This is a genomic window from Paenarthrobacter sp. NPDC090520 (assembly GCF_044769205.1).
In the GTDB taxonomy this organism is placed as follows: domain Bacteria; phylum Actinomycetota; class Actinomycetes; order Actinomycetales; family Micrococcaceae; genus Arthrobacter.
In genome coordinates this window covers 1-23484 of the sequence record NZ_JBIVXM010000012.1, presented here as the reverse complement: position 1 = coordinate 23484, position 23484 = coordinate 1, and the positions used below count along the sequence as shown (strand labels likewise).

Below are 23484 nucleotides of genomic sequence, written 5' to 3'. Positions count from 1 at the left end.
CCCAGGTGACCGGCCGCCGTCGTCGTCCTGCCGTAAAGGCTAGAAGCCCTCGGGCTGCCATTCGCCCGTCACGAGGTAGGTGACCTTGCGGGCCACGGAAACACCGTGGTCGGCGAAGCGCTCGAAGTAGCGGCTGGCCAGGGCAACGTCCACCGTGGTGGAAGCGGATTCGTTCCAGTCCGGTGCGGCGATGGCCTTGAAGACGCTGAGGTGGAGGTCGTCCACGGCGAGGTTGATCTTGAGGATGTCCCGGGCGACTTCCAGGTCGCGGGTTTCGAGGAGCTCGATGACCTTGGCCACAATCTCGATGTCGTGCTGGGCCATGGCCTTGAAGGTCTGGGTCAGTGGGGACGGGATGACGGTGGCGGGGTAGCGGAGGCGGGCCAGCTGCGCTACGTGGCGGGCGAGATCGCCCATGCGCTCCAGGGAAGCGCTCATGCGCAGCGAACCGACGATCATGCGGAGGTCGCTGGCTACAGGACCCTGGAGTGCCAGGATGTCGATGGCGCGCTCGTCCAGGCTGTTCTGCAGGAAGTCGATGCGGGCATCGGCCGCGATGACGTCCTGGGCGAGATCGATGTCTGCCCCTTCAAAGGCAGTGGTGGCCTTGGTGATTGCTTCGTGAACGAGTTTGGAGATCTCGATGAGGTCGTCGCCCACCTGGGTGAGTTCCGCCTGAAAAACCTTGCGCACTAAGGCGTCCTTTCCTTGGAAATCCTGTGCCCGTGGTGGCGGCCGGATTTCAAAACCATGGTTAGTCCAACAAGTAACACTGACAGCCGGCCATGAACTGTTGCGCACCTTTAGGTGAACGTTAGTTGAACCGTCCGCGTTTGGCGCAGGATCCATGCTTTGCCGTGTTTTCACAGCATAAGCTGGACAGGTGGATCCGTTGCTTATAGGTGTCATTGCAGGCTTGGTTGGCCTGTCTTTGGGCGTCTTCGGCATGCTCGCATTCAGGATCAGTGAACGGCAGCGCAGGATTGTTGACCTGGATGTCACCGAACCGCTGCTTCCCGAGGGGGCGGCCGAGGTACTCTCCGTGGTTGGCCGTGCTTTCGTGGTGGTGGACGCGATCGACGGCGTGGTCCGCGCCAGTCCTGCGGCGTACGCGTACGGCTTGGTCCGCGGGCACACGGTGGTTCACAAACAACTCCTGGACATGACCGCCAAGGTCCGCCGTGATGGCGTGATCCTGGAGGACCAGTACGAACTGCCGCGCGGTCCTTTGGGCAAGGGAGCGATCGTGGTCCAGGTCCGGGCAGCGATGCTCGGCCAGGAATACATTGTGCTGCTTGCCGATGACCGCACGGAAATCACCCGTACCGAAGAGATCCGCAACGACTTCGTGGCCAACGTCTCCCACGAACTGAAGACGCCGGTGGGTGCCATCTCGCTCCTGGCCGAGGCCCTGGAAGCGTCGCCGGACGACGAGGACGCCGTTCGCCGCTTCGCCAAGCGCATGCACAAAGAATCGGGCCGCCTCGCGGCGCTGGTGCAGGACATCATCGAGCTGTCCCGCCTGCAGGGCGCCAACGTGGCACAGCAAGGCCACGCCGTGGACATCAATGCCGTGATCACCGAGGCCGTTGACCGCTCCCAGCTGCCCGCCGAGAGCAAGAACATCCAGATGGTGGTGGGTGGCCACTCTGAATCGTTGGTCTTCGGCGACCGCGACCTCCTGGTGACAGCGCTGCGCAACCTGATCGACAACGCCATCCGGTATTCCCCGGAGAACACCCGCGTGGGCGTCGGTGTCCGGACGAGGGAAGGCGTGGTTGCCATTTCCGTCACGGACCAAGGCGAAGGCCTCACCCCGGAGGACCAGGAACGCGTTTTCGAACGCTTCTACCGGGTGGACGCTGCGCGCTCCAGGCACACGGGCGGTACCGGCTTGGGCTTGAGCATCGTCAAGCACGTGGTGTCCAACCACGGCGGCGAAGTGACCGTTTGGTCCCAGCCGGGCCAGGGCTCCACGTTCACCATCCGCTTGCCGGAGATGGAAGGCCAGGACGACGACGCCGGCCTGCCGCCTGCCACTGCGGACACATCTCCCGGACTACCGGTGGCCGACCCCGCCGCCGACGAACCCCAAAGCGCGACCCAACAAGCTCGCGCACGTCAACAAGCGGGCGCCACGGGCGCCCAAGAGCAAGGAGCCAGCGCTTGAGCCGGATTTTGATTGTGGAGGACGAGGAGTCCTTCAGCGACCCCCTGTCCTACCTTCTGGGCAAGGAGGGTTTTGACGTTGAAGTAGTGGATAACGGCAGCGACGCCCTGGTGGAGTTCGACCGCAACGGTGCCGACTTGGTGCTGCTGGACCTCCAGCTCCCGGGCACGCCGGGCACCGAGGTGTGCCGCCAGTTGCGCCAGCGCTCCAGCGTCCCGGTGATCATGCTGACCGCCAAGGATTCGGAGATCGACAAGGTGGTGGGCCTGGAGCTCGGCGCGGACGACTACGTGACCAAGCCCTACTCTTCCCGCGAGCTCGTGGCACGCGTGCGGGCAGTGCTGCGCCGGCAGGGAGAGCCGGAAGAGCTGATCACGTCCACCGTCCAGGCCGGCCCGGTCCGCATGGACATTGAACGCCACGTGGTCAGCGTCAACGGCGAGCAGGTTTCGCTGCCGCTCAAGGAGTTCGAGCTCCTGGAAATGCTGCTGCGCAACTCGGGCCGCGTGCTGACCCGTGGGCAACTGATCGACCGCGTGTGGGGTTCGGACTACGTGGGTGACACCAAGACCCTGGATGTGCACGTCAAGCGCCTGCGCAGCAAGATCGAGCCGGACCCGTCCGCGCCACGGTACCTGGTTACGGTCCGCGGCCTGGGCTACAAGTTCGAGCCGTAACAGCTCCCGATAGCACAAAGGAAGGGTTCCGCTGAAGCGGAACCCTTCCTTTGTTATGTGGCTTGCGGCCCTTAGTGGCCGGCTGCTGCGGACTCGGTGGAAGTAGCAGTCGGAGTGGCTGTGGACGTTGCCGAGCCGCTGGGGCTTGCCGAACCGCTGGGGGTGGGCAGGTACTTCTGGTACTCGGGAAGCGTGCCGTCGACTACAGGAACGTTGACGGTGCTGGAGTCGGAACCGCTGCGGATGGTCACCGGAGTCAGGCCACCGGGCTGGGTACCGGCGGAGCTGAGGATGGCGGCATCCGCCTGGTCGTTCAGGTAGGTTTCGGAACCTGCCTTGACCGGGATCTCGGTCTGGGAGCCGTTGGCGCCGCTGATGGTGAGCGTGGCGTCGGAGGTGCCCTGGTTGAAGACGGCGCCGATGACGCGGCCCGGCTGGTTCTCGCCGGTGGCAACGATCAGGATGTTGCGGAGCTGCAGCTTGCCGAGGTCGGCCCTGACCCCGTCCGATGCCGAGTACTGGTGCGACGTCTGCTGGGCGTTGACGAAGCCGCAGCCGGTTACGGACAGAACGCCGACGCCGATCGCAGCGGCCGCCATAGCCAGCTTGCCGCGCTGGACAGTGTTCATCGCAGGAAAGCGCACGACACCTACTCCTCAAGAGTCATTGGAAAGTTTTCAGCCATAGCCTATCGGCAAACAGCCCGAAACGAGGATTCGGGAGGGCATTGTGGCGAGCTGCGGCGGGCCGGACCTGACACTCACTTTGATTGACTAATGCATCTTTCAGGGTTTTCGTCAAGGGGTGGTTTGTGACCCTCTGAGGCCTCTTTCCCTTTATTTGCGCGGGTCCAGGGGTCGTCCGATGCCAGTCGTATGCCTTAATCGTGATAGACTAGTCTGCGGGAAAGGGGAAAGTCCACATGGTTTTTGAGGTCGGCGAGACAGTAGTTTACCCTCACCACGGTGCAGCGAAAATTGAGGAAATCAAGATGCGCACCATCAAGGGCGAAGAGAAGATGTATCTCAAGCTCAAGGTGGCTCAGGGTGATCTGACCATTGAAGTTCCAGCAGAGAACGTTGACCTTGTTGGGGTCCGGGACGTAGTGGGCAAGGACGGTTTGGAGCACGTATTTGACGTTCTCCGCGCCGAGTTCACGGAGGAGCCCACCAACTGGTCACGTCGTTACAAGGCAAACCTGGAGAAGCTTGCTTCGGGCGATGTCATCAAGGTGGCAGAGGTCGTTCGCGATCTTTGGCGTCGTGATCACGATCGCGGCCTCTCCGCAGGTGAGAAGCGCATGCTGGCCAAGGCGCGGCAGATTCTGATTTCAGAACTGGCCCTGGCTGAGAAGACGGACGAAGAGAAGGCAGCAAGCGTTCTCGACGAGGTCTTGGCTTCCTAAGAATTGATGCCCGGTGGTGCGAAAGCGCCGCCGGGTTTCTTTTTGCCCGGAGGCGGCCGCAGTTGCGTGCAACCATGCGACATGTGGGTTTTCTACCCGGATTACGCATAACCTTGACGCCATGACTCAACCTTCGAAGCGCTCGGTCACAGCCGTCATTGTTGTTGCGGCAGGTTCAGGAGAGCGCCTGGGCTACGGCATGCCCAAGGCCTTGGTGCCCTTGGGCGGTGAAGCCATCCTGATGCACGCCTTGCGCGGCGTGGTGGCGTCCGATGTTGCCCGGCAGATCTGCATTGCCGTGCCCAAGGGGGACACCGAACTCCGCGAACTGATTGCCGAATTCACGGTGGAACTGGTTGACGGTGGCCCCGAAGTCACAGTCGTCGACGGCGGTTCCACCCGGGCGGATTCCGTCCGGGCGGCATTGGCTGCTTTGGAGGACGGTACCGAATCCGTGCTGGTCCACGACGCCGCGCGTGCGCTCACTCCGGAACGGGTGTTCCAGCGGGTGGCCGACGCCCTGGCTTCCGGCGCCAAGGCCGTCATTCCTGCCATGCCCGTGGTGGACACCATCAAGACGGTGTCGCTCACGGACGATTCCGATTCGAAGATTGCTCCGGAAATCGTGACGGGAACAGCACCGCGCGAACAGCTCAGGGCCGTGCAGACTCCCCAGGGCTTTGAGGTGGCAACGCTGCAGCGCGCCCACGACGCCGCCGGACTGTTTGATGACAAGCAGTCCGCCGCCGTGACGGACGACGCCATGCTGGTTGAACTCCTGGGCATCCCGGTCCACGCAGTCCGCGGTGCCAGCCAGTCACTCAAGATCACCACGCCGCTGGACCTCATCATTGCCGAAGGCCTGTTGGAAGGTCCCTTGGGCATCCGTTGGGTGGAAGGCTGATGGCGGACGTGGCGCCCGTTCTTCCGCGTACCGGTATTGGTATCGATGTGCACGCCTTCGCGCCGGCCGATGATCCGCAACCGCTCTGGCTCGGTGGCCTCTTCTGGGAGGGCGAACAAGGACTTTCCGGCCATTCCGACGGCGATTGCGTGGCCCACGCGGCGGCGGACGCACTCTTTTCTGCCTGCGGAATCGGTGATCTCGGCACGCACTTCGGCACGGACCGCCCCGAGTTCAAAGGCGCTTCCGGTGTGACGCTCCTCGGGGAGGCCGCCAGGATTGTCCGGGCAGCAGGCTTCGAAATCGGCAACGTGGCTGTGCAGTTCGTCGCAAACCGGCCCAAGTTCGGCCCTCGCCGCGAGGAATCCCAAAGGGTGCTGAGTGAGGCCGCGGGTGCTCTTGTCAGCGTTACGGCTACTACCAGCGACGGGCTCGGTTTCACGGGCCGCGGCGAAGGTATCTCCGCTGTCGCCACTGCCCTCGTGTATGCCGTCCCGGCCCCAACGAAAGCTCCGACGAATGACTAAGCCGCATACCGCCGTCGTACGTTTTTCGGCCGTAGCGGGCGCCCTGGCAGTTGCGCTGCTCCTGGGCGGGTGCGGCGGCACGCCCACCATGGACGTCAAGGCCAGCTGCGAGTTCCTGAACAACGATGCTTTCAAACCGGATGGCAACCAGCAGCAGCAATCGAAGCAATTGGCGGCGCATTACCACGAGATCGCGGACAAGCTGGCGCCGGAGGTGGCCAACCCCATCAAGGAAATGGCCGCCATCATGGACAAAGCGGCTGCTTCGTCGCTCGGTGCAGCCACCCAGGAACAGCAACAGCAGCTCAAGGTGCAGTTCAACAAGGTGGGGGAGTACTGCAAGTAGGCGGTTCATGGTTCGTCATCGGCTAATCTGGAGCGGTGACCCTGCGCTTTTATGACACCGCCTCCGCCGAAGTCCGCGACTTCGTTCCCCTCGAACCCGGCAAGGCCAGCGTGTACTACTGTGGGGCCACCGTCCAGGGCATGCCGCACGTGGGCCACGTCCGTTCCGCGATCGCCTTCGACCAGCTGACGCGTTGGCTGGAATTCCGGGGGCACCGTGTCACCGTGGTGCGCAACGTCACGGACATCGATGACAAGATCCTGGTGAAGTCGGCGCAGTCGTTTGAGCCGGACTGGTTCTCCGAACCCAGCGCCCGGATGGACGAGGAATGGTGGGCCCTTGCCTACCGTTACGAGCAGGAATTCGAGAAGGCCTACGAAACCCTCGGCGTGCAGCGGCCCACCTACGAGCCCCGCGCCACCGGCCACATCCCGGAAATGCACGCGCTGATCCAGCGCCTCATTGACCGCGGGCACGCGTACCCGGCGCTGGACGATTCCGGCGACGTCTATTTCGACGTGCGCTCGTGGAGCAAATACGGCTCGCTGACCCGCCAGAACATCGACGACATGCAGGGCGCTCCCGACGCCGACCCCCGGGGCAAGCGCGATCCCCGCGACTTCGCGCTGTGGAAGGGCTACAAGGAAGGCGAGCCCGCCACCGCCAAGTGGGATTCGCCGTGGGGCGCCGGACGGCCCGGGTGGCACCTCGAGTGCTCCGCTATGGTTACCAAGTACCTCGGAAGCCGCTTCGACATCCATGGTGGGGGACTGGACCTCCGTTTCCCGCACCATGAGAACGAGATGGCCCAGTCACAGGCCGCCGGGGACGAGTTCGCGAATTTCTGGATGCACAACGGCATGGTCACCTACGAGGGCGAAAAGATGTCCAAGTCCATCGGGAACACCGTCAGCCCGGCCGAGATGCTGGAACTCGCTTCACCGCGCGTCGTCCGCTACTACCTGGGACAAGCCCACTACCGCTCGGTGTTGGATTACCGCCCCACCTCGCTGCAGGAAGCCGCTGCCGCCGTCGAACGCATTGACGGTTTCATCACCAAGGCAGCAGCCAAGGTCGCGCACGATATGGGCGGGCCGAAGGGGTATGCCGTAGCGCCGATGGCCCACATGCCGGCCGCCTTTATTGCCGCCATGGACGACGACCTGAACGTTCCGCAGGCACTCGGAGTGCTGCATGAAACCGTCCGGGCCGGCAACACCGCATTGGCGGCAGGTGACCTTGAGGCCGCCAAAGCCGCGTTGTACAGCGTGAATGCCATGACCGGCGTCCTAGGCCTGGACGCAGTCAAGCGTCCCGAGGCAGTGCAAGGCCGCGAACATGCAGCGCTCGACGTGCTGGTGGAGGCTCAACTCGAAGCCCGCGCCGCAGCTCGTGCCGCGAAGGACTGGGCGGCGTCCGACGCCATTCGCGATACGCTCGCCGCGGCGGGCATCGTGGTCGAAGATGGTTCGGATGGTGCTACCTGGAGCCTGAAACGCGACTGACAACCGGGCACGTCCGCCGAATTGCACTGGGTCAGTAGACTTGATTCCAGACTCATTACAACATCAAGGATGGAATCCCATGGCCAACAACGGTAACCGGTCGGTCAAGAAGAAGAAGGGCCCCACCATCGGAACCGGTGGCCACGGCCGCAAGGCGCTCGAAGGCAAGGGCCCCACGCCCAAGGCGGAGGACCGCGTCTACCATAAGGCCCACAAAAACAAGCAGTTGGCCGAGCGTTCGGCCGCCAAGCGCGGTGCCACCAACCGTGCTGCGGGCACCCGCCGGAGCACCGGTCCCAAGGGACGTGCCACCGAGGAACTTGTCACGGGCCGCAACTCCGTGGTCGAGGCCCTGCGCGCCGGCATTCCCGCGAAGGCGCTGCACGTGGCCATCCGCATCGAAATGGATGACCGCGTCAAGGAATCGCTCAAGCTGGCAGCCGAACGCGGCATCCCGCTGCTCGAAGCCGGCAAGCCCGAGTTGGACCGCATGACCGAGGACGCCGTCCACCAGGGCCTCGTCCTGCAGATTCCGCCTTACGAGTACGGGGACGCTTACGAACTCGCCGAGGAAACGATTGCCAAGTGGAAGAAGGGGCACATCGCGAATGCCCCCCTCTTCGTGGCCCTCGACGGCATCACCGACCCCCGCAACCTGGGTGCCATCATCCGTTCCGTTTCAGCGTTCAGCGGCCATGGCGTGATCGTTCCGGAGCGCCGTTCGGTAGGCGTCACTGCTTCGGCGTGGAAGACCAGTGCCGGTGCCGCTGTCCGCGTTCCCGTGGCGCGTGCTTCCAACCTGAACAACGCCCTCAAGCAGTTCAAGAACATGGGCATCTACGTTCTTGGCCTCGATGGTGACGGCGACGTATCGCTGCCGGACCTCACCGTGGCCACCGAGCCGGTGTGCATCGTGGTGGGCTCCGAGGGCAAGGGCCTCAGCCGCCTTGTCCGCGAAAACTGCGACCAGATCGTCTCGATTCCGATCGACTCGGCCATGGAGTCGCTCAACGCATCCATGGCCGTCGGTATCTCGCTGTACGAAGTCTCGCGCCAGCGCGCTTCGTAATCCGTCAGTAAGGCGCCGCAAGCGCCATCCTCCGCGTGCTGCTCCCCACCGTCCCCCTAGCCTCGCAAGCTCGGCCAGGGAACCCTGACGGCGTGGGCCCACTTCGTCGCTTTGACGCACGCTTCCGGTGGCCCTTGCGGCGCCTTTCGCGCATCCCTCTCTCACCGTTGGGTGCTTTTTGGCGAACGCTCTCTCACCGTTGGGTGCTTTTTGACGAACGCTCTCTCACCTCTATTTCGGGCGCAGGGGCTGGTGAGAGAGGGTCCGGCCCAGTGGGCGGTTCGGTGAGAGAGGGTCCGGGGCCGGGGAGCTAAAAGTCGCGGCGGTTGGCCAGCACCGGGAGTTTTTGCCGGGCCTCGTCCACCACCGCGGGGTCGAGGTCTGCGAAGAGCAGGCCGGGCTCGCCTTCCAGTGCTTCCAGCACCTGGCCGAATGGACTCACGACGGCGGAGTACCCAACGCCCGTGGGTGCGGAACCTTTCGTTTCGATCCCCTGGGTGGCCGGGTCGCCTTGGCCGCAGGCAAGGACGAACGTTGTGGTGTCCACAGCCCGTGCCCTGGCCAGGAGTTGCCACTGCTCGGCCTTGCCCGGCCCCGATCCCCAGGAAGCAGAAACGATGTTCACCACGGCGCCGCGTTGGGCGTTGGCCGTGAACAGCGCCGGAAAACGGACGTCGTAGCAGGTGGCCAAGCCAAAGGTGAGGCCACCGGCGTCGAACGTCACGGGGTCTGTGCCCGCCTCGACCGTGTCCGACTCCGCGAAGCCGAACGCATCGAAGAGGTGGATCTTGTCGTAGCTCGCTTCGACGCCCGGGCCGGTGGCCAACAGGGTGTTCCGGACGCGCGGCTTTCCAGACTCCGAATCAGCGCCAGGTGTGAACATGCCGGCCACGATCACCAACCCGAGTTCAGCAGCGATTTCGCGGACACGGCTGGCCCACGGACCATCGAGCGGCTCGGCGATGTCCAGCAGGGAGTTCCCGAACGCGCGCATCATGGCTTCGGGAAAAACCACCAGTTCGGCGCCGCCGTCCTTCGCACGCCGTGCGTACTCTTCGAGGAGCCGCAGGTTGTCGGCAACATCCCGTCCGGTAATGACTTGGGCAAGTGCCACACGCACCATTCGAAACCTCCAGTTCTTTTCGTTTTCAGTATGGCAAGCCGGTCAAGGGAAACACCGTGTGTGTCGTCACATGGACCCCCGAAGAGGCACATACTTGGCGTGGAACTAAACTTGCAAGCAATGGTTATGCCTATTTTGGACACAGCAGCCACGCTGGACGCCTCGCGTCCCACGCCCCTCGGACTGAGCACTCCGCAGCCCGGAGATTTCGGCGCGGCCGGTGGCACCCACGTCAACGTTGCGGTCTTTGCGCCGGACCTGGAGCGCGTGGAGATTGCCTATCAGGCGCCCGGCGATGGCTGGCGCGTGCACACCCTCCCCAACACCGAGGACGGCGTGCACTTTGGCCTGGTGAGCGGCATGCCTCCAGGAACGCGTTACGGTTTCCGCGCGGCGCCGTCGGAGGGTGGACTGCCGTTGTCCGTCCCGTCGCTGGATTTCGACGACGACGGCGAGCAGTCGCTCCTGCTGGATCCCTATGGCCGCGCCGTGGACCAGCGGGGTGAGTTCCTGACCAGCGTCCACTTGGCCACTGATTTCGATTGGGGAGATGACGCCGCCCCGCGCACTCCGATGCGGACGTCGGTGATCTACGAGGCCCACGTCCGCGGCCAGACCATGCTGCACCCTGAGATTCCGGAACACCTCCGGGGAACCTACGCGGGTATGGCGCATCCGGTGATGATCCAGCACCTGACCGAGCTTGGCATCACCGCCGTCCAGTTGCTGCCCATCCACTTCCACTTGGATGAGGCACACCTGCAGGACCTGGGCCTCACCAACTATTGGGGCTACAACAGTGCTGCGTTCTTTGCCCCGCACGCCGACTATGCCACCGAGGCAGCTCGGAACGCCGGCCCGCACGCAGTGCAGGACGAGCTCAAGGGCATGGTCAAGTTGCTCCATGCCGCCGGCATTGAGGTCATCCTGGACGTGGTGTACAACCACACCGCCGAGGCAGGACCCGACGGACCGGTCATCAGCTTTCGTGGTTTGGCGGAGAAGCGCTATTACCGCCACGATGCCCACGGACGTTACCTGGACACCACCGGTTGCGGAAACACCATGGACTTCAGCGATCCCGTAGTGGTGCAGCTGGCCTTGGACTCCCTGCGCTACTGGGTGGACGAATTCCACGTGGACGGCTTCCGGTTCGACCTCGCCGTCACGCTTTGCCGCGACGCAGGCAACCAGTTCGATCCCAAGCATCCGTTCCTCCAGGCGATAGCCGAGGACCCGGTGCTCTCCGACGTGAAGCTGATCGCGGAGCCGTGGGATGTTGGCTATGGCGGCTGGCAGACGGGCCGTTTCCCGCAAGGTTGGTCCGACTGGAACGATCATTTCCGCGACGGAGTCCGGCAGTTCTGGTTGTCAGACCGCGCGTCCATTGAAGCTGGCGGTCTAGGAAGCTCCGTTGCCGCGCTGGCCGAAATCATGGCCGGCTCCGCGGGCTTCTTTGCCCCGTCCGGCAGGTCACGGCTGGCGTCGGTCAACTTTGTCACCGCGCACGATGGCTTCACCCTGACGGACCTGGTGAGCTACGACCGCAAGCACAACGAGGCCAACGGCGAGCAAAACCGCGACGGGCACGGCGACAACCGCAGCTACAACCACGGCTTCGAGGGCCGCAGCGAGAACGAGTCGATCGTCGCTGCCCGCGCCCTGTCCATCCGCAACCTCATGGCCACGCTGCTGCTCTCCATCGGCGTACCCATGATCACCGCCGGCGATGAACTGGGCCGTACCCAGCAGGGCAACAACAACGCCTACTGCCAGGACAACCCCACTGCCTGGCTGGACTGGAGCCGCACCCACGAGGCAAACGCGATGTTCCAAACCACCCGGGAACTGGTCCGGCTCCGGCGGTGGTTCCTTCGGCAGCAGCCTGAAAGCTTCCCCGCCACAGCCAACGACGCCAGCCTGCAATGGTTCGACGATAAGGGCAAGCGGATGACCCCTGCCCGGTGGAACGATCCCAACGTCCGTTCCGTCCAACTCCTCATGGGGAACGAGACCAGCACCGTCCGCGGTTTGATCGCGGTGAACGGGAGCAACCAGGACGTCAAGATGGTGCTCCCGGAGATCCTCAGCGAAACCGGAATCGGCAAGCGCATGTTCGAACTCCGTTTCACCACCTCCGTGTTGCACGATCACCGCAAGGGTGCGCTGGTGGCGTCCGGCGAGCGGGATATCCTGCAAGCCAACACCATCAACATCTACCGCACCTGAGCGGCCGAACGGCATCAAAGGAAGTCCTCCACATGAAGCGCAGCAAACTGGCTGCATTCGCAGCCCTGGTGATTGCCGCCGTCGTGCTGGTGGTCGCGATGGTGAGCGGCCAGCAGGCCACGGCACCCAACGGCACAGAAACCACGACGCCGGCGCCTCCTGCCGCCGCCAGCGCACCGGTGAATCCTTCCGGGCTCCCTGCCGTCAACGCTTCGCAGTTGCCCAAGGAAGCGCGGCAGACTCTCGCGCTGATAGCCAAGGGTGGGCCGTATCCGTACCGCGAGGACGACGAAAATTTTGGCAACTTTGAGGGACTGCTCCCCAAAAAGTCCAGCGGCTTTTATCGGGAGTACACCGTCGTCACACCCGAAGCCTCCAACCGTGGCGCCCGCCGGATTATCGCAGGCAAGGACGGGGCGAAGTACTACACCCCGGATCACTACGAATCGTTCAAGTTCATCGTCGAGGACAAGTAGGAGCCCATGAAGATCTACTCAGCAGACACCTGGACACTCGAAGAACTGCAGGAGCAAGTCTCTGACGCTGGACGCAGGACCATCCTGGTCCCGCCTGCCGCAAACAAGCAGGCGGTCCTTGAGGTCTTCGGCCAGGTCCTTGACTTCCCCGAGTACTACGGCGTGAACCTGGATGCCCTGAACGATTCGCTGCACGACTTCGCCGACTCGCTCTCGGACGACGACGGCAGCCCCGTGACCATGATCTGGCAGGTCCCCGCCGCCTACCGCACGGACCGCTCGTTCGCCGTGGTCTGCGAAATCCTCCAGGACGCCGAGCGCTACGCAGGCCGCGACTTCGCAGTGATCGCCGTCTTCGGGCATTAACGTCGCTGGCCCGCTGTTCCGTGGTTGCGCAACAACGGAACAGCGGGCCAGGAACGCTTTTGCTAGGCGTTCGCGATCAACCCAAGTTCAGCTTTCGATGCCAGCGCGGAGTGCTTCGGGAACACGCGGACGGTGTACCCGAAGGAGCCGGACCGGTTGATGACCAGGGAGCCGTGGAACAGGTGCCGCCCGTTGCCGAGGTCCTCCTTGGCGTCCAGTTCGGCCACAACCACGTCGTCGAGTTCGTCGCTTTCCTCGGCGCGGCCAAAGGCTACCTCCACTGAGACGTCTTCCGGTGACAGGTCGTTGAGTGCAACGTAGGCGTTGACCTGAAGGCTGTCACCCACCTGGGGCTCCTCGGACAAACCGACCGAGTCCACGTGTTCCACCACTACGCCGGGCCAGGCGCCGCGTACCTTGGACGTCCAGGCGGCGAGTTCCTTGGCTTCCTTGTGCGAGTCGGCGCTGGCGCGGCGTCCCGAAACGGCAGCCGGGCAGTACAGCAGGTTGACATAGTCGTGCAGCATGCGTTCGGCGGACACGGCCGGGCCGAGGTGCGCCAGGGTGTGCTTGATCATGGACACCCAGTGCGTGGGGACCTTCTCCGTGCTGGATTCGGAAGGACCCGCGGCTCCGGCACCCTGGGAGACGGTGGTGCCGTAGAAGCGCGGTGCCACCTGGTTTTCGAGCAGTTCGTAAAGCGCTGCTGCTTCGATGTCGTCGCGTTCGTCGGCGGATGCCCCATTGTTGGCGGTGGGGATGGCCCAGCCATTCTCGCCGTCGTACATTTCGTCCCACCAGCCGTCCAGGACGGACAGGTTGAGCGAGCCGTTGATGGCGGCCTTCATGCCGGATGTGCCGCAAGCCTCGAGCGGGCGCAGCGGGTTGTTGAGCCAGACGTCGCAACCGGGGAACAGGGTGCGTGCCATGGCAATGTCGTAGTTGGGCAGGAACACGATCCGGTGGCGCACCTCGGGGTCGTCGGTGAAGCGCACCAGGTCCTGGATCATCTTCTTGCCGGCGTCGTCCGCGGGGTGGGACTTACCGGCGATGACCAGCTGGATGGGGTGCTTCGGGTCCAGGAGCAGTGCCTTGAGGCGTGCGGGGTCGCGCAGCATCAGGGTGAGCCGCTTGTAAGTGGGGACGCGACGGGCGAAGCCGATGGTCAGCACGTCAGGGTCCAGCACCTTTTCGGTCCAGCCAAGCTCGGCATCAGCGGCGCCACGCTTCTTCCATGAGGCGCGCAGGCGTCGACGCACGTCCTCGATGAGCTGGACACGGAGTTCGCGGCGGAGCGCCCACACGTCCTCGTCGCTGACGTTGTAGGCCAGGTCCCAGCGGCCCAGGGCTTCGGCTTCGGCACCGAACTGGTGACGGGCCAGGGACGAGATCCGCGGGTCTACCCAGGTGGGTACGTGGACGCCGTTGGTCACCGAGGTGATGGGCACTTCGGAGTGGTCGAATCCCGGCCACAGTCCGGAGAACATCTCGCGTGAGACGACTCCGTGGAGCTTGGCCACGCCGTTTGCGCGCTGCGCCAGGCGCAACCCCATCACCGCCATGTTGAAAACGGAAGGGTTGCCGCCGTCGTAATTCTCGCGGCCCAGCTCCAGGATCCGGTCCACGGGCACATCGGGCGCAAGCCCGGCCTCGAAGAAGTGCTTGATCTGCACTGCCTCGAAGCGGTCAATGCCGGCGGGAACGGGAGTGTGCGTGGTGAACACGGTGGAGGCACGGCCTGCGGCCAAGGCTTCTTCCCACGTGAGGGGATCGTTGGCGTCCGCCATGGCTTCCTGGATGCGTTCGATGCCGAGGAATCCTGCGTGGCCTTCGTTGGTGTGGAAGACCTCGGGTGCGGGGGTGCCGGTGAGCTCCTGGTAGACGCGCAGGGCCTTGACGCCGCCCATGCCGAGCAGGAGTTCCTGCTGGAGCCGGTGGTCGCCGCCACCGCCGTACAGGCGGTCGGTGATGCCGCGGGCGGCTTCGTCGTTGGAGGGCACGTTGGAGTCGAGCAGCAGCAGCGGAACCCGCCCGACGTCGGCACGCCACACGTGCGCGTGGAGTTCCCGGCCGTTGGGCAGCGGTAGGGAAATCTGGACTGGTTTGCCGGGTACGCCATCCTTGGCGGGGTGGCGGAGCAAGGTCAGGGGCAGGCCGTCCGGGTCGAGGACGGGGTAGGTTTCCTGCTGCCAGGCATCACGGGAAAGCGACTGCTTGAAGTAGCCGGCCTGGTAGAGCAGGCCGACGCCGATGAGCGGCACGCCGAGGTCGGACGCGGCCTTGAGGTGGTCGCCGGCGAGGATGCCGAGCCCGCCGGAGTACTGGGGGAGTACCTCGGTGATACCGAATTCGGGCGAGAAATAGGCGATGCACTTTGGCGCGTCCTCGCCCAGGCCCTGGTACCAGCGCGGTTCGCTCAGGTAGCGGTCCAGATCGGCGGCGGCTTCCTGCACACGGTTCACAACGTCGCCGTTGGTGGCCAGCTCCTGCAGTTGCTCGCGGCTGATCGATCCAAGCAGCGCGATGGGATCGTGCTGCGCGGACTCCCAGAGAGCCGGGTTGAGGCTCGCAAAAAGCTCCCTGGTGGGCCGGTGCCAGGACCAGCGCAGATTGGTAGCCAGACGGGCCAAAGGCCGGATGGACTCGGGGAGGACGGTACGGACTGTAAACCTTCGAATTGCCTTCACGAGCGCCACACTAACCGACTCACATGGCAGCCGGAACCGCTTTGGGTTTCTTTTAGGTAAAAGACATCTTGCGTCGAGAAGAAAGGTCGTGTGCTTAGCATTCTGTGATTTTTGTCGCTAACGTCGTGCTTGTGACGAATATCCAGCGAACTAGCACCGCTCTGAAATCCAAGACCAAAACGGACATCACCGACGGACTTCGTTTCGGCCGGTTCCCCATCACAGCCGTCCAGCCAGTGGTTGAGGGTGGCCGCTTCCCGGCCAAAGCCCTCCCCGGCGAGGACATCCAGGTGGCCGCCACGGTGTTCCGCGAAGGACACGACCAGCTGGGCGTCTCGGCAGTTCTCCTGGATCCGCGCGGCAAGGAACGCCAGCGGGTGCGTCTGGAACCGTCCCAACAGGAACAGTGGAAGGGCCGTGACCGCTGGGAAGGCCTGCTGACGCCCACGGCGGCGGGGCCTTGGACCTTCGTCATCGAGGCCTGGCACGACCGTTACGGTACGTGGCACCACAACGCCGAAGTGAAGGTGGCCGCAGGAATCGACGTTGAGTTGATGCTCGCCGAAGGTGCCGTGCTCCTGGCCGGGGCAGCAGATGACGACGCCGGCCGCAGCGCTGCTGACAAGCGCACCTTCCGCGCAGCTTCAGTGGCGCTGGCCGACACCACCAAATCTGCCGAGGAGCGGCTCGCTGCCGGTTTCAGCGCAGAGGTGCTGGCCGCCGTCGGGCGTGTCCCGATCCGTGAGCTGGTAACCGTCTCCGAGCGGTTCCCGCTGAAGGTTGAACGGGACCTCGCCGGACGTGCCGCCTGGTATGAGTTCTTTCCGCGGTCCGAAGGCGCCGTCCTGGACCACGCCACGGGGGTGTGGACGTCAGGAAACTTCCGCACTGCTGCCAAGCGCCTGGACGCAGTTGCGGAGATGGGTTTCGACGTCATCTACATGCCTCCGATCCACCCGATCGGATTCCAGCACCGCAAGGGCCGCAACAACACGCTGACCCCGGGACCGCAGGATCCCGGCTCGCCGTGGGCCATCGGTTCCAAGGACGGAGGCCACGACGCCATCCATCCGGAGCTGGGAACCTTCGAGGACTTTGACGCTTTCGTGGCCAGGGCCAATGACCTGGGCTTGGAAGTGGCCATGGACCTTGCGCTGCAGGCAGCCCCTGACCACCCCTGGGTCACCTCCAACCCGGAGTGGTTCACCACCCGCGTGGACGGCACCATCGCTTATGCGGAAAACCCGCCCAAGAAGTACCAGGACATTTACCCGCTGAATTTCGATAACGATCCTGCGGGAATTTCCAAGGAAATCCTGCGGGTGGTGCAGCTGTGGATCAGCCACGGCGTGAAGGTTTTCCGCGTGGATAATCCGCACACCAAGCCGGTGTGGTTCTGGGAATGGCTGATCGGGAAGATCAACAAGAAGAACCCCGAGGTGGTTTTCCTTGCCGAGGCCTTCACCCGCCCCGCGATGATGCATGCGCTGGGCCGCGCAGGCTTCCAGCAGTCCTACACCTACTTCACGTGGCGCAATACCAAGACCGAACTGGAGGAGTACTTCCACGAAGTCAGCCACGAGAGTGCGGCTTTCTTCCGGCCGAACTTCTTCGTGAACACGCCGGACATCCTCACCGAGTACCTGCAATTCGGCGGTCCTGCGGCCTTCAAGGTCCGTGCCGCCCTCGCTTCGACAGCCAGTCCGCTCTGGGGCGTGTATGCAGGCTACGAGTTGTATGAGCACGTGGCCCGGCCGGGCGCCGAGGAGTACATCGACAACGAGAAGTTTGAGTACAAGGCCAGGGATTGGGACGGCGCTGCAGAGTCGGGACGCACCTTGGCTCCCTACATCACGCGACTGAACACCATCCGCAAGGACCACCCGGCACTGGGGGACCTGCAGAACCTGACCCTGCACCGGAGTACGGATGACGCCACGATCGTGTACTCCAAGCACAAGACCCTCCCGGACGGCACCAAGGACACACTGATCATCGTGGTCAACGTGGATCCGCACAGCGCCCGCGAGAGCACAGTGTCCCTGGACCTCTCAGCGTTGCACCTGGACCCCGCGGACCTGGATGAGAACGGCCGCTACTGGGTTGACGACCTCATCAGCGGCCAGAGCTGGGCGTGGGGCGAGCACAACTACGTCCGCCTGGACGCCCACGTTGAGCCGGCCCATGTGCTCAGCATCCGGAGGCAGCCTTAAGTGAGTTTCTCTCCGCAAAACCCGAGCCAGTACTTCACTCCGAAGAACACCTTCGAGCTGAACGCTCCCGGTCTCCAGCATGATCCCCACTGGTACCGCAAGGCTGTGTTCTACGAAGTACTGGTCCGGGCTTTTGCGGATGCCAACGGCGACGGTTCGGGAGACTTCCAAGGCCTGATCGACAAACTGGACTACCTCCAGTGGTTGGGCGTTGACTGCCTCTGGCTGCCGCCGTTTTTCCATTCGCCCTTGCGCGATGGCGGCTACGACATTGCCGACTACACCTCGGTGCTGGACGAGTTCGGCACCATCAGCGACTTTAAGCGGCTCGTGGCAGAAGCCCACGCGCGCGGCGTCCGCGTGATCATCGACCTCCCGTTGAACCACACCTCGGACCAGCACCCGTGGTTCCAGGAATCACGGAAAGATCCCACGGGACCCTACGGCGATTTCTACGTCTGGAGCGATACGGACGAGAAGTACCAGGACGCACGCATCATCTTCGTGGACACGGAGGAATCCAACTGGACCTTCGATCCCATCCGGCGCCAGTTCTTCTGGCACCGCTTCTTCAGCCACCAACCTGACCTGAACTTCGAGAACCCCGCCGTGGTGGAGGCCCTGCACGACGTCATCCGGTTCTGGCTGGACCAGGGCATCGACGGTTTCCGGGCCGACGCCGTTCCATACCTGTTCGAGGAAGACGGCACCAACTGCGAAAACCTCCCCAAGACCCACGAGTTCCTCCAAGGGCTGCGCAGGATGGTGGACGCGAGCTACCCGGGCAGGGTGATCATCGCCGAAGCGAACCAGCCGCCGCACGAGGTAGTGGAATACTTCGGGACCGAGGATGCGCCGGAGTGCCACATGGCCTTCCACTTCCCCATCATGCCCCGCCTGTACTACGCGTTGAGGGACCAGAAGGCTGCGCCGATCATCGAAACGCTGCGCGATACCCCTGGCATCCCCCGGGGTGCCCAGTGGGGAACGTTCCTGCGCAACCACGACGAGCTGACCTTGGAGATGGTGCCTGCGGACGAACGTGCGGCGATGCTCGGCTGGTACGCTCCCGACCCCCGCATGCGCGCGAACATCGGCATCCGACGGCGGCTGGCACCGCTGCTGGACAACTCACGGTCCGAGATCGAACTCATCAACGCCTTGCTGTTGTCCCTTCCCGGAAGCCCGTTCCTGTACTACGGGGACGAGATCGGGATGGGTGACAACATCTGGCTGGACGACCGGGATGCCGTGCGCACTCCGATGCAATGGAATCCGGACCGCAACGCAGGTTTCTCCAGTGCGGATCCCGGCAAGCTCTTCCTCCCCGTGATCCAGTCGCTCGTGTACAACTTCGGGATGGCGAACGTGGAGGCGCAGGCCGCGCACTCCGGTTCGCTGCTCCGGTGGACCCGGCAAATCCTCAGCGTCCGCAAGAACCACCCCGCGTTCGGCCTGGGCAACTTCCGCCACATCGAGGCCGACCACGAGGTGGTTCTTGCGTATGTCCGGGAACTTCCGCCGGGCAATGCCGAAGGCGAAACCGCAGAAACCATCCTGTGCGTCTTCAACCTTTCACAACATCCAGTGGCCGCCTCCCTGGACCTGCCTGAGTTTGTTGGCAGGGGATTCCGGGACATTTTCGGCGGTCAGCCCTTCCCCGCCGTGGGCGATAACGGCCAACTCAATGTCATGTTGGGAAGCCACAACTTCTACTGGTTGCGGCTGCGCTCTGCGTCTTCCAACCCATCGTCGCCCTTTACGCAGGCGATTCCCGTGGTGTCGACCAAAGGATGAGATGAGCAAGGGAACACTTAACCCCGCCATTGAAAGCCTTCTCCGGAACTGGCTGCCCACCAAACGCTGGTTCCCGGTGAAGAATCCCGACTTTGCGCTGGAGCGCGTCGGAGGCTTCCACCTCCCGGACCCGGGAGGGAGTCCGGCCTCGGAGGTCCTGCTGCTCGGAGTGACGTACAGGACGTCCGACGGCGGTCCCCGGACCGACGTGGTGCAGGTCCCCTTGAGCTTCCGCAGCCAGCCCTTGGCCGAGGCGCCGGCCGCCCTGCTTGGCGAGGTAACGGACCCGGAGCATGGCCTGCAACTGGTCTACGATGCCGTCTTCGACGACGCCTTCATTGGGTCGTGGCTTGAACTCATGCGCGAAGGCGGCGCGGCAGGGGAAGGCACCGTCCGAGGTCACCTCTCGCGGGGTCGGGTTGCCTTGCCTGGGCGCCCCACCTCCGTGAAGGTCCTCTCCAGCGAGCAGTCCAACACTTCCGTCATAGTGGACGACGGCGGATCGTCGGCGATCGTGAAGATCTTCCGTGTGTTGGCGGCCGGGAAGAACCCGGAAATCGAGCTGGGTGCGGCCCTCACCGCGGCAGGTACGAGCGAGGTGCCCGCCACGCTCGGTTGGATCACCGGCTCCTGGGACTCGGCGGGAAATCCATCAACGGGTGAGCTCACCGTTGCCCACGAGTTCCTGCACGGTGGCCAGGACGCGTGGCGTTTGGCGGTTGAGGCTGCTGCCTCCGGAACCGACTTCACGGCTGAAGCGCGCGGGCTGGGTGCTGCCACGGCAACAGTCCATGCGCGTCTCTCGGAAACCTTCGGTGCGATCGACGGCAGCGGCCAGGGAGCCCACATTGTCGCAACGCTCGCCCGGCGGGTCCGCCAGTCGTGGGCTGAGGCGGCTGCCGCCGTCGGGCCTTACGACCAGAGCCTTGATGAGTTGCTGTCCGCCTTGGACGCCGGCGCCGTTGGCCAGTTGCAACGCGTCCACGGCGACCTCCATCTCGGCCAGATCCTTTGGGTTCCAGCCGCCGAGGGAGAGCCGGGCAGGTGGGCCATCCTCGACTTCGAGGGCGAGCCCCTGCGCACCATCGAGGAACGTAACACTCCGGACCTGCCGCTGCGCGATGTGGTGGGAATGCTCCGTTCCTTTGACTACGCCGCGGGTGCCGCCGTCCGTGAAAATGCGGAGGCCACGGTTTCCGAAGCCTGGGTGGAGGACTGCGCTGAAGCGTTCCTTGCCGGTTATGCCGAAGTCAACCCCGGAACCGTGGACCGCGGCTCGCCGCTCTTTGTGGCATTGTGGCTGGACAAGGCCTTATACGAGGTGGTTTACGAGCTGCGGAACCGACCGGACTGGCTGTCCATTCCGGTCAACGCAGCACGGCACATCCTCGACAAAACGAGCCGCGGCAAGCACGCCGCGGCTACAGCGGAAGGTAATGACATGACTGGCTCTGCACGCACCGAACGGCCCCGGGTCCCCATGCCGGTGGACCCCGAGACCTTGGCCCGTGTGGCAGCCGGTGCCTACCATGCACCGCACTCCGTGCTCGGCGCGCACCTTGACGATCATGGCCACGTAACCATCCGCACGGTGAAGCACCTTGCCAAGTCCGTGATGGTGGTGACTGAAACCGGTCGCACGCCCATGGAGCACGAATCCAATGGCGTGTGGGTAGCGGTTTTGGAACCGCTTCAGGCCGGCCACGTGCCGGATTACCGCTTGGAAGTGGTGTACGACGCCGAAACGGTCACTATTGATGACCCGTACCACTACCTGCCCACGGTGGGTGAAGTGGACCTGCACCTCATCGGTGAGGGCCGGCACGAGCGGCTTTGGGACGTCCTGGGCGCGCACCTGCAGGACTACCGCACCTCGTTGGGGGACGTCTCCGGTGTTTCTTTCGCTGTGTGGGCGCCAAACGCACAGGCAGTCCGGGTCAAGGGCGACTTCAACGGCTGGGATGGCCGGAACCATGCCCTCCGGTCCTTGGGTTCGTCCGGTGTTTGGGAGGCCTTCATTCCTGGGGTTGTAGCAGGGGCGTGCTACAAATACGAGATCCTGACCCGCGCTGGCCACTGGGTGGAGAAGGCCGACCCCCTGGCGTTTGGCACGGAGGTCCCTCCACTGACAGCATCCCGGGTAGTTGACTCCAGCTACCGCTTCAAGGACTCGGAATGGATGGCGGCGCGTGCCCAGCGCGATCCGCACAACTCGCCCATGAGCGTTTACGAAGTCCACCTCGGCTCCTGGCGCCTCGGCCTCGGCTACAAGGAATTGGCCAAGGAACTCGTGGAATACGTTAAGTGGCTTGGCTTCACCCACGTGGAATTCATGCCCGTGGCCGAGCACCCCTTCGGCGGATCCTGGGGCTACCAGGTCACGTCCTACTTCGCGCCGACGTCCAGGTTCGGGCACCCTGACGAGTTCCGGTTCCTGGTTGATTCACTCCACCAGGCGGGCATCGGCGTGCTCTTGGACTGGGTCCCCGCGCACTTCCCCAAGGACTCGTGGGCCCTGGCCCAATTCGATGGCGAGGCGCTGTACGAACACTCCGACCCGGCACTGGGGGAACACCCGGACTGGGGTACGTTGATCTTCGACTTCGGCCGGCGCGAGGTACGCAACTTCCTGGTGGCCAACGCCCTCTATTGGCTCGACGAATTCCACATCGACGGGCTGCGGGTGGACGCCGTTGCGTCCATGATCTACCTGGACTACTCCCGCGAGGAAGGCCAATGGCGGCCCAACAAGTTTGGCGGCCGTGAAAACCTCGAGGCGATCTCCTTCATGCAGGAAGTCAACGCCACGGTCTACAAGACCCACCCCGGTGCGGTGACCATCGCCGAAGAGTCCACCGCCTTCCCGGGAGTCACGGCTCCCACCAGCCACGGGGGACTTGGGTTCGGACTCAAATGGAACATGGGTTGGATGCACGACACCCTGAAGTACATTTCCGAAGACCCGGTCAACCGCAAGTGGCACCACGGAACCATCACGTTCTCCCTGGTGTATGCGTTTTCGGAAAACTTCCTGCTGCCCATCAGCCATGACGAGGTTGTACACGGCAAGGGCTCCATGCTCAGGAAGATGCCCGGCGACCGCTGGCAGCAGCTGGCCAACCTCCGCGCCTTCTTCGCATACCAGTGGGCCCACCCCGGCAAGCAGCTCATCTTCATGGGCACGGAATTCGGACAGGAAGCAGAGTGGTCCGAGCAGCACGGGCTGGACTGGTTCCTTGCCGACATTCCTGCCCACCGCGGACTCCAGTTGCTGGTGAAGGACATCAACGCCATCTACGCGGGTACCCCGGCCCTGTACAGCCAGGACAACGACGCCGCCGGATTCCAATGGATCAATGGTGGAGACGCTGACAGGAATGTCCTGACCTTCGTGCGATACGACCGTGACGGCAAGGCGCTGGTTTGTGCCGTGAACTTCTCCGGCGGGCCGCACGAGGGTTACATTCTGGGGGTTCCATCGGCAGGGGAGTGGAGGGAAGTGCTCAACACCGACGCCGAAGCCTATGGCGGTTCCGGTGTGGTGAACGGTGGGACGCTGAAGGCTGTCTCGCCCGGTACCGATGGCCAGCCGGCTGCGCTGACCGTAACACTTCCGCCGCTCGGCGCCTCGTGGTTCACGCTGGCTGACTAGTCGGCTTTGCCGGACAGGAGGGCCAGGTCTGCATGGGACCGGGCCCTCCTTCCTTGTGTTTCCGGGGTTTTCGCGGCCGCCGAGGGAGTCGCCCTGCCTCGGTTTTGCGATCCGGGAAGAGTAGGCGTATAGTTAGTACCCGCGCTGCTCCTCGAGCAGGGATCGCAAGCTGACAAGAAACCGCAAGGAAAATCAAGTCAAGCTTGCCGATTTGACTCGGATGAAGTGCGCGGGTAAGTTTGGAAAGTTGCTCCGGAGCGATCTGGTGGCCTGTGTGGTTGCTGGTGGTGCTGGTTAGTGTCTGTTGTTTGAGAACTCAATAGTGTGCCAAGTTTGTT

18 protein-coding genes are annotated in these 23484 nt (G+C 63.8%); 14 read left to right on the top strand and 4 right to left on the bottom strand.

Annotated elements, in window-relative coordinates; translation table 11 throughout:
- Positions 1-39: 39 nt before the first annotated feature.
- Positions 40-693 carry a phosphate signaling complex protein PhoU gene (phoU, locus tag ACIQTZ_RS15155; RefSeq protein WP_400336008.1) on the bottom strand — a complete coding sequence of 218 codons (654 nt, stop codon included), beginning with the start codon at positions 691-693 and terminating at the stop codon, positions 40-42.
- 199 nt (positions 694-892) lie between these two features.
- Here phoU and ACIQTZ_RS15150 point away from each other — a divergent pair, with 199 nt between their 5' ends.
- On the top strand, positions 893-2170 hold the full coding sequence (locus tag ACIQTZ_RS15150) for a sensor histidine kinase (RefSeq protein WP_402982146.1): 1278 nt from the start codon (positions 893-895) through the stop codon (positions 2168-2170).
- A complete protein-coding gene (locus ACIQTZ_RS15145; protein WP_020608526.1) occupies positions 2167-2847 on the top strand; it encodes a response regulator transcription factor in 681 nt (226 codons plus the stop codon). Before ACIQTZ_RS15150 ends, ACIQTZ_RS15145 begins: the two co-directional genes overlap by 4 nt.
- Before the next feature lie 71 nt (positions 2848-2918).
- On the opposite strand, the gene ACIQTZ_RS15140 is transcribed toward ACIQTZ_RS15145, so the two are convergent.
- Positions 2919-3476, bottom strand: coding sequence for a hypothetical protein (locus ACIQTZ_RS15140; protein WP_400336039.1), 558 nt, complete (start codon positions 3474-3476; stop codon positions 2919-2921).
- 293 nt (positions 3477-3769) lie between these two features.
- Between ACIQTZ_RS15140 and ACIQTZ_RS15135 the strand changes: the two genes are divergently transcribed.
- From ACIQTZ_RS15135 to rlmB, 6 genes are all read left to right on the top strand, one after another.
- Positions 3770-4252 carry a CarD family transcriptional regulator gene (locus ACIQTZ_RS15135; protein ID WP_009357288.1) on the top strand — a complete coding sequence of 161 codons (483 nt, stop codon included), beginning with the start codon at positions 3770-3772 and terminating at the stop codon, positions 4250-4252.
- Between the two features lie 121 nt (positions 4253-4373).
- Positions 4374-5156 carry a 2-C-methyl-D-erythritol 4-phosphate cytidylyltransferase gene (gene ispD / locus ACIQTZ_RS15130; RefSeq protein ID WP_402982005.1) on the top strand — a complete coding sequence of 261 codons (783 nt, stop codon included), beginning with the start codon at positions 4374-4376 and terminating at the stop codon, positions 5154-5156.
- A complete protein-coding gene (gene ispF / locus ACIQTZ_RS15125; protein ID WP_402982003.1) occupies positions 5156-5683 on the top strand; it encodes a 2-C-methyl-D-erythritol 2,4-cyclodiphosphate synthase in 528 nt (175 codons plus the stop codon). Before ispD ends, ispF begins: the two co-directional genes overlap by 1 nt.
- Positions 5676-6029: a hypothetical protein gene (locus ACIQTZ_RS15120; protein WP_402982001.1), complete on the top strand. Its 354-nt coding sequence runs from the start codon at positions 5676-5678 to the stop codon at positions 6027-6029. The genes ispF and ACIQTZ_RS15120 overlap by 8 nt, the downstream gene beginning before the upstream one ends.
- A 35-nt stretch (positions 6030-6064) precedes the next feature.
- Positions 6065-7534 (top strand): cysteine--tRNA ligase, encoded by a 1470-nt coding sequence (gene cysS / locus ACIQTZ_RS15115; protein ID WP_402981999.1) that lies wholly within the window; start codon positions 6065-6067, stop codon positions 7532-7534.
- Positions 7535-7613: 79 nt separating this feature from the next.
- Positions 7614-8603, top strand: coding sequence for a 23S rRNA (guanosine(2251)-2'-O)-methyltransferase RlmB (gene rlmB, locus ACIQTZ_RS15110; RefSeq protein ID WP_402981998.1), 990 nt, complete (start codon positions 7614-7616; stop codon positions 8601-8603).
- A 310-nt stretch (positions 8604-8913) separates the two neighbouring features.
- Here the strand turns inward: rlmB and ACIQTZ_RS15105 are convergent, their stop codons facing one another.
- A complete protein-coding gene (locus ACIQTZ_RS15105) occupies positions 8914-9723 on the bottom strand; it encodes a carbon-nitrogen hydrolase family protein (RefSeq protein WP_402982144.1) in 810 nt (269 codons plus the stop codon).
- 123 nt (positions 9724-9846) lie between these two features.
- On the opposite strand from ACIQTZ_RS15105, the gene glgX reads away from it, so the two are divergent.
- Genes glgX through ACIQTZ_RS15090 form a run of 3 tightly spaced genes read left to right on the top strand, consistent with a single transcriptional unit; the run spans position 9847 to position 12797 of the window.
- The gene (glgX, locus tag ACIQTZ_RS15100) at positions 9847-11955 is read left to right on the top strand and encodes a glycogen debranching protein GlgX (RefSeq protein WP_402981996.1); all 2109 of its coding nucleotides are present in this window, start codon (positions 9847-9849) and stop codon (positions 11953-11955) included.
- A 32-nt stretch (positions 11956-11987) separates the two neighbouring features.
- On the top strand, positions 11988-12431 hold the full coding sequence (locus ACIQTZ_RS15095) for a ribonuclease domain-containing protein (RefSeq protein WP_402981994.1): 444 nt from the start codon (positions 11988-11990) through the stop codon (positions 12429-12431).
- A 6-nt stretch (positions 12432-12437) separates the two neighbouring features.
- Positions 12438-12797 (top strand): barstar family protein, encoded by a 360-nt coding sequence (locus ACIQTZ_RS15090; RefSeq protein WP_402981992.1) that lies wholly within the window; start codon positions 12438-12440, stop codon positions 12795-12797.
- 62 nt (positions 12798-12859) lie between these two features.
- Here the strand turns inward: ACIQTZ_RS15090 and glgP are convergent, their stop codons facing one another.
- Positions 12860-15484 carry an alpha-glucan family phosphorylase gene (glgP, locus tag ACIQTZ_RS15085; RefSeq protein WP_400336025.1) on the bottom strand — a complete coding sequence of 875 codons (2625 nt, stop codon included), beginning with the start codon at positions 15482-15484 and terminating at the stop codon, positions 12860-12862.
- Positions 15485-15615: 131 nt separating this feature from the next.
- Between glgP and ACIQTZ_RS15080 the strand changes: the two genes are divergently transcribed.
- The 3 genes from ACIQTZ_RS15080 to ACIQTZ_RS15070 are packed head-to-tail and all read left to right on the top strand — an operon-like array spanning position 15616 to position 23146.
- Positions 15616-17697, top strand: a complete 2082-nt coding sequence (locus tag ACIQTZ_RS15080) for an alpha-1,4-glucan--maltose-1-phosphate maltosyltransferase (RefSeq protein WP_402981991.1) — start codon at positions 15616-15618, stop codon at positions 17695-17697.
- Entirely contained in the window at positions 17698-19494 is a 1797-nt protein-coding gene (gene treS / locus ACIQTZ_RS15075; protein WP_400336029.1) for a maltose alpha-D-glucosyltransferase, read from the top strand.
- Position 19495: 1 nt separating this feature from the next.
- Positions 19496-23146, top strand: a complete 3651-nt coding sequence (locus tag ACIQTZ_RS15070; protein ID WP_402981989.1) for a 1,4-alpha-glucan branching enzyme — start codon at positions 19496-19498, stop codon at positions 23144-23146.
- The last annotated feature ends 338 nt before the right edge of the window (positions 23147-23484 follow it).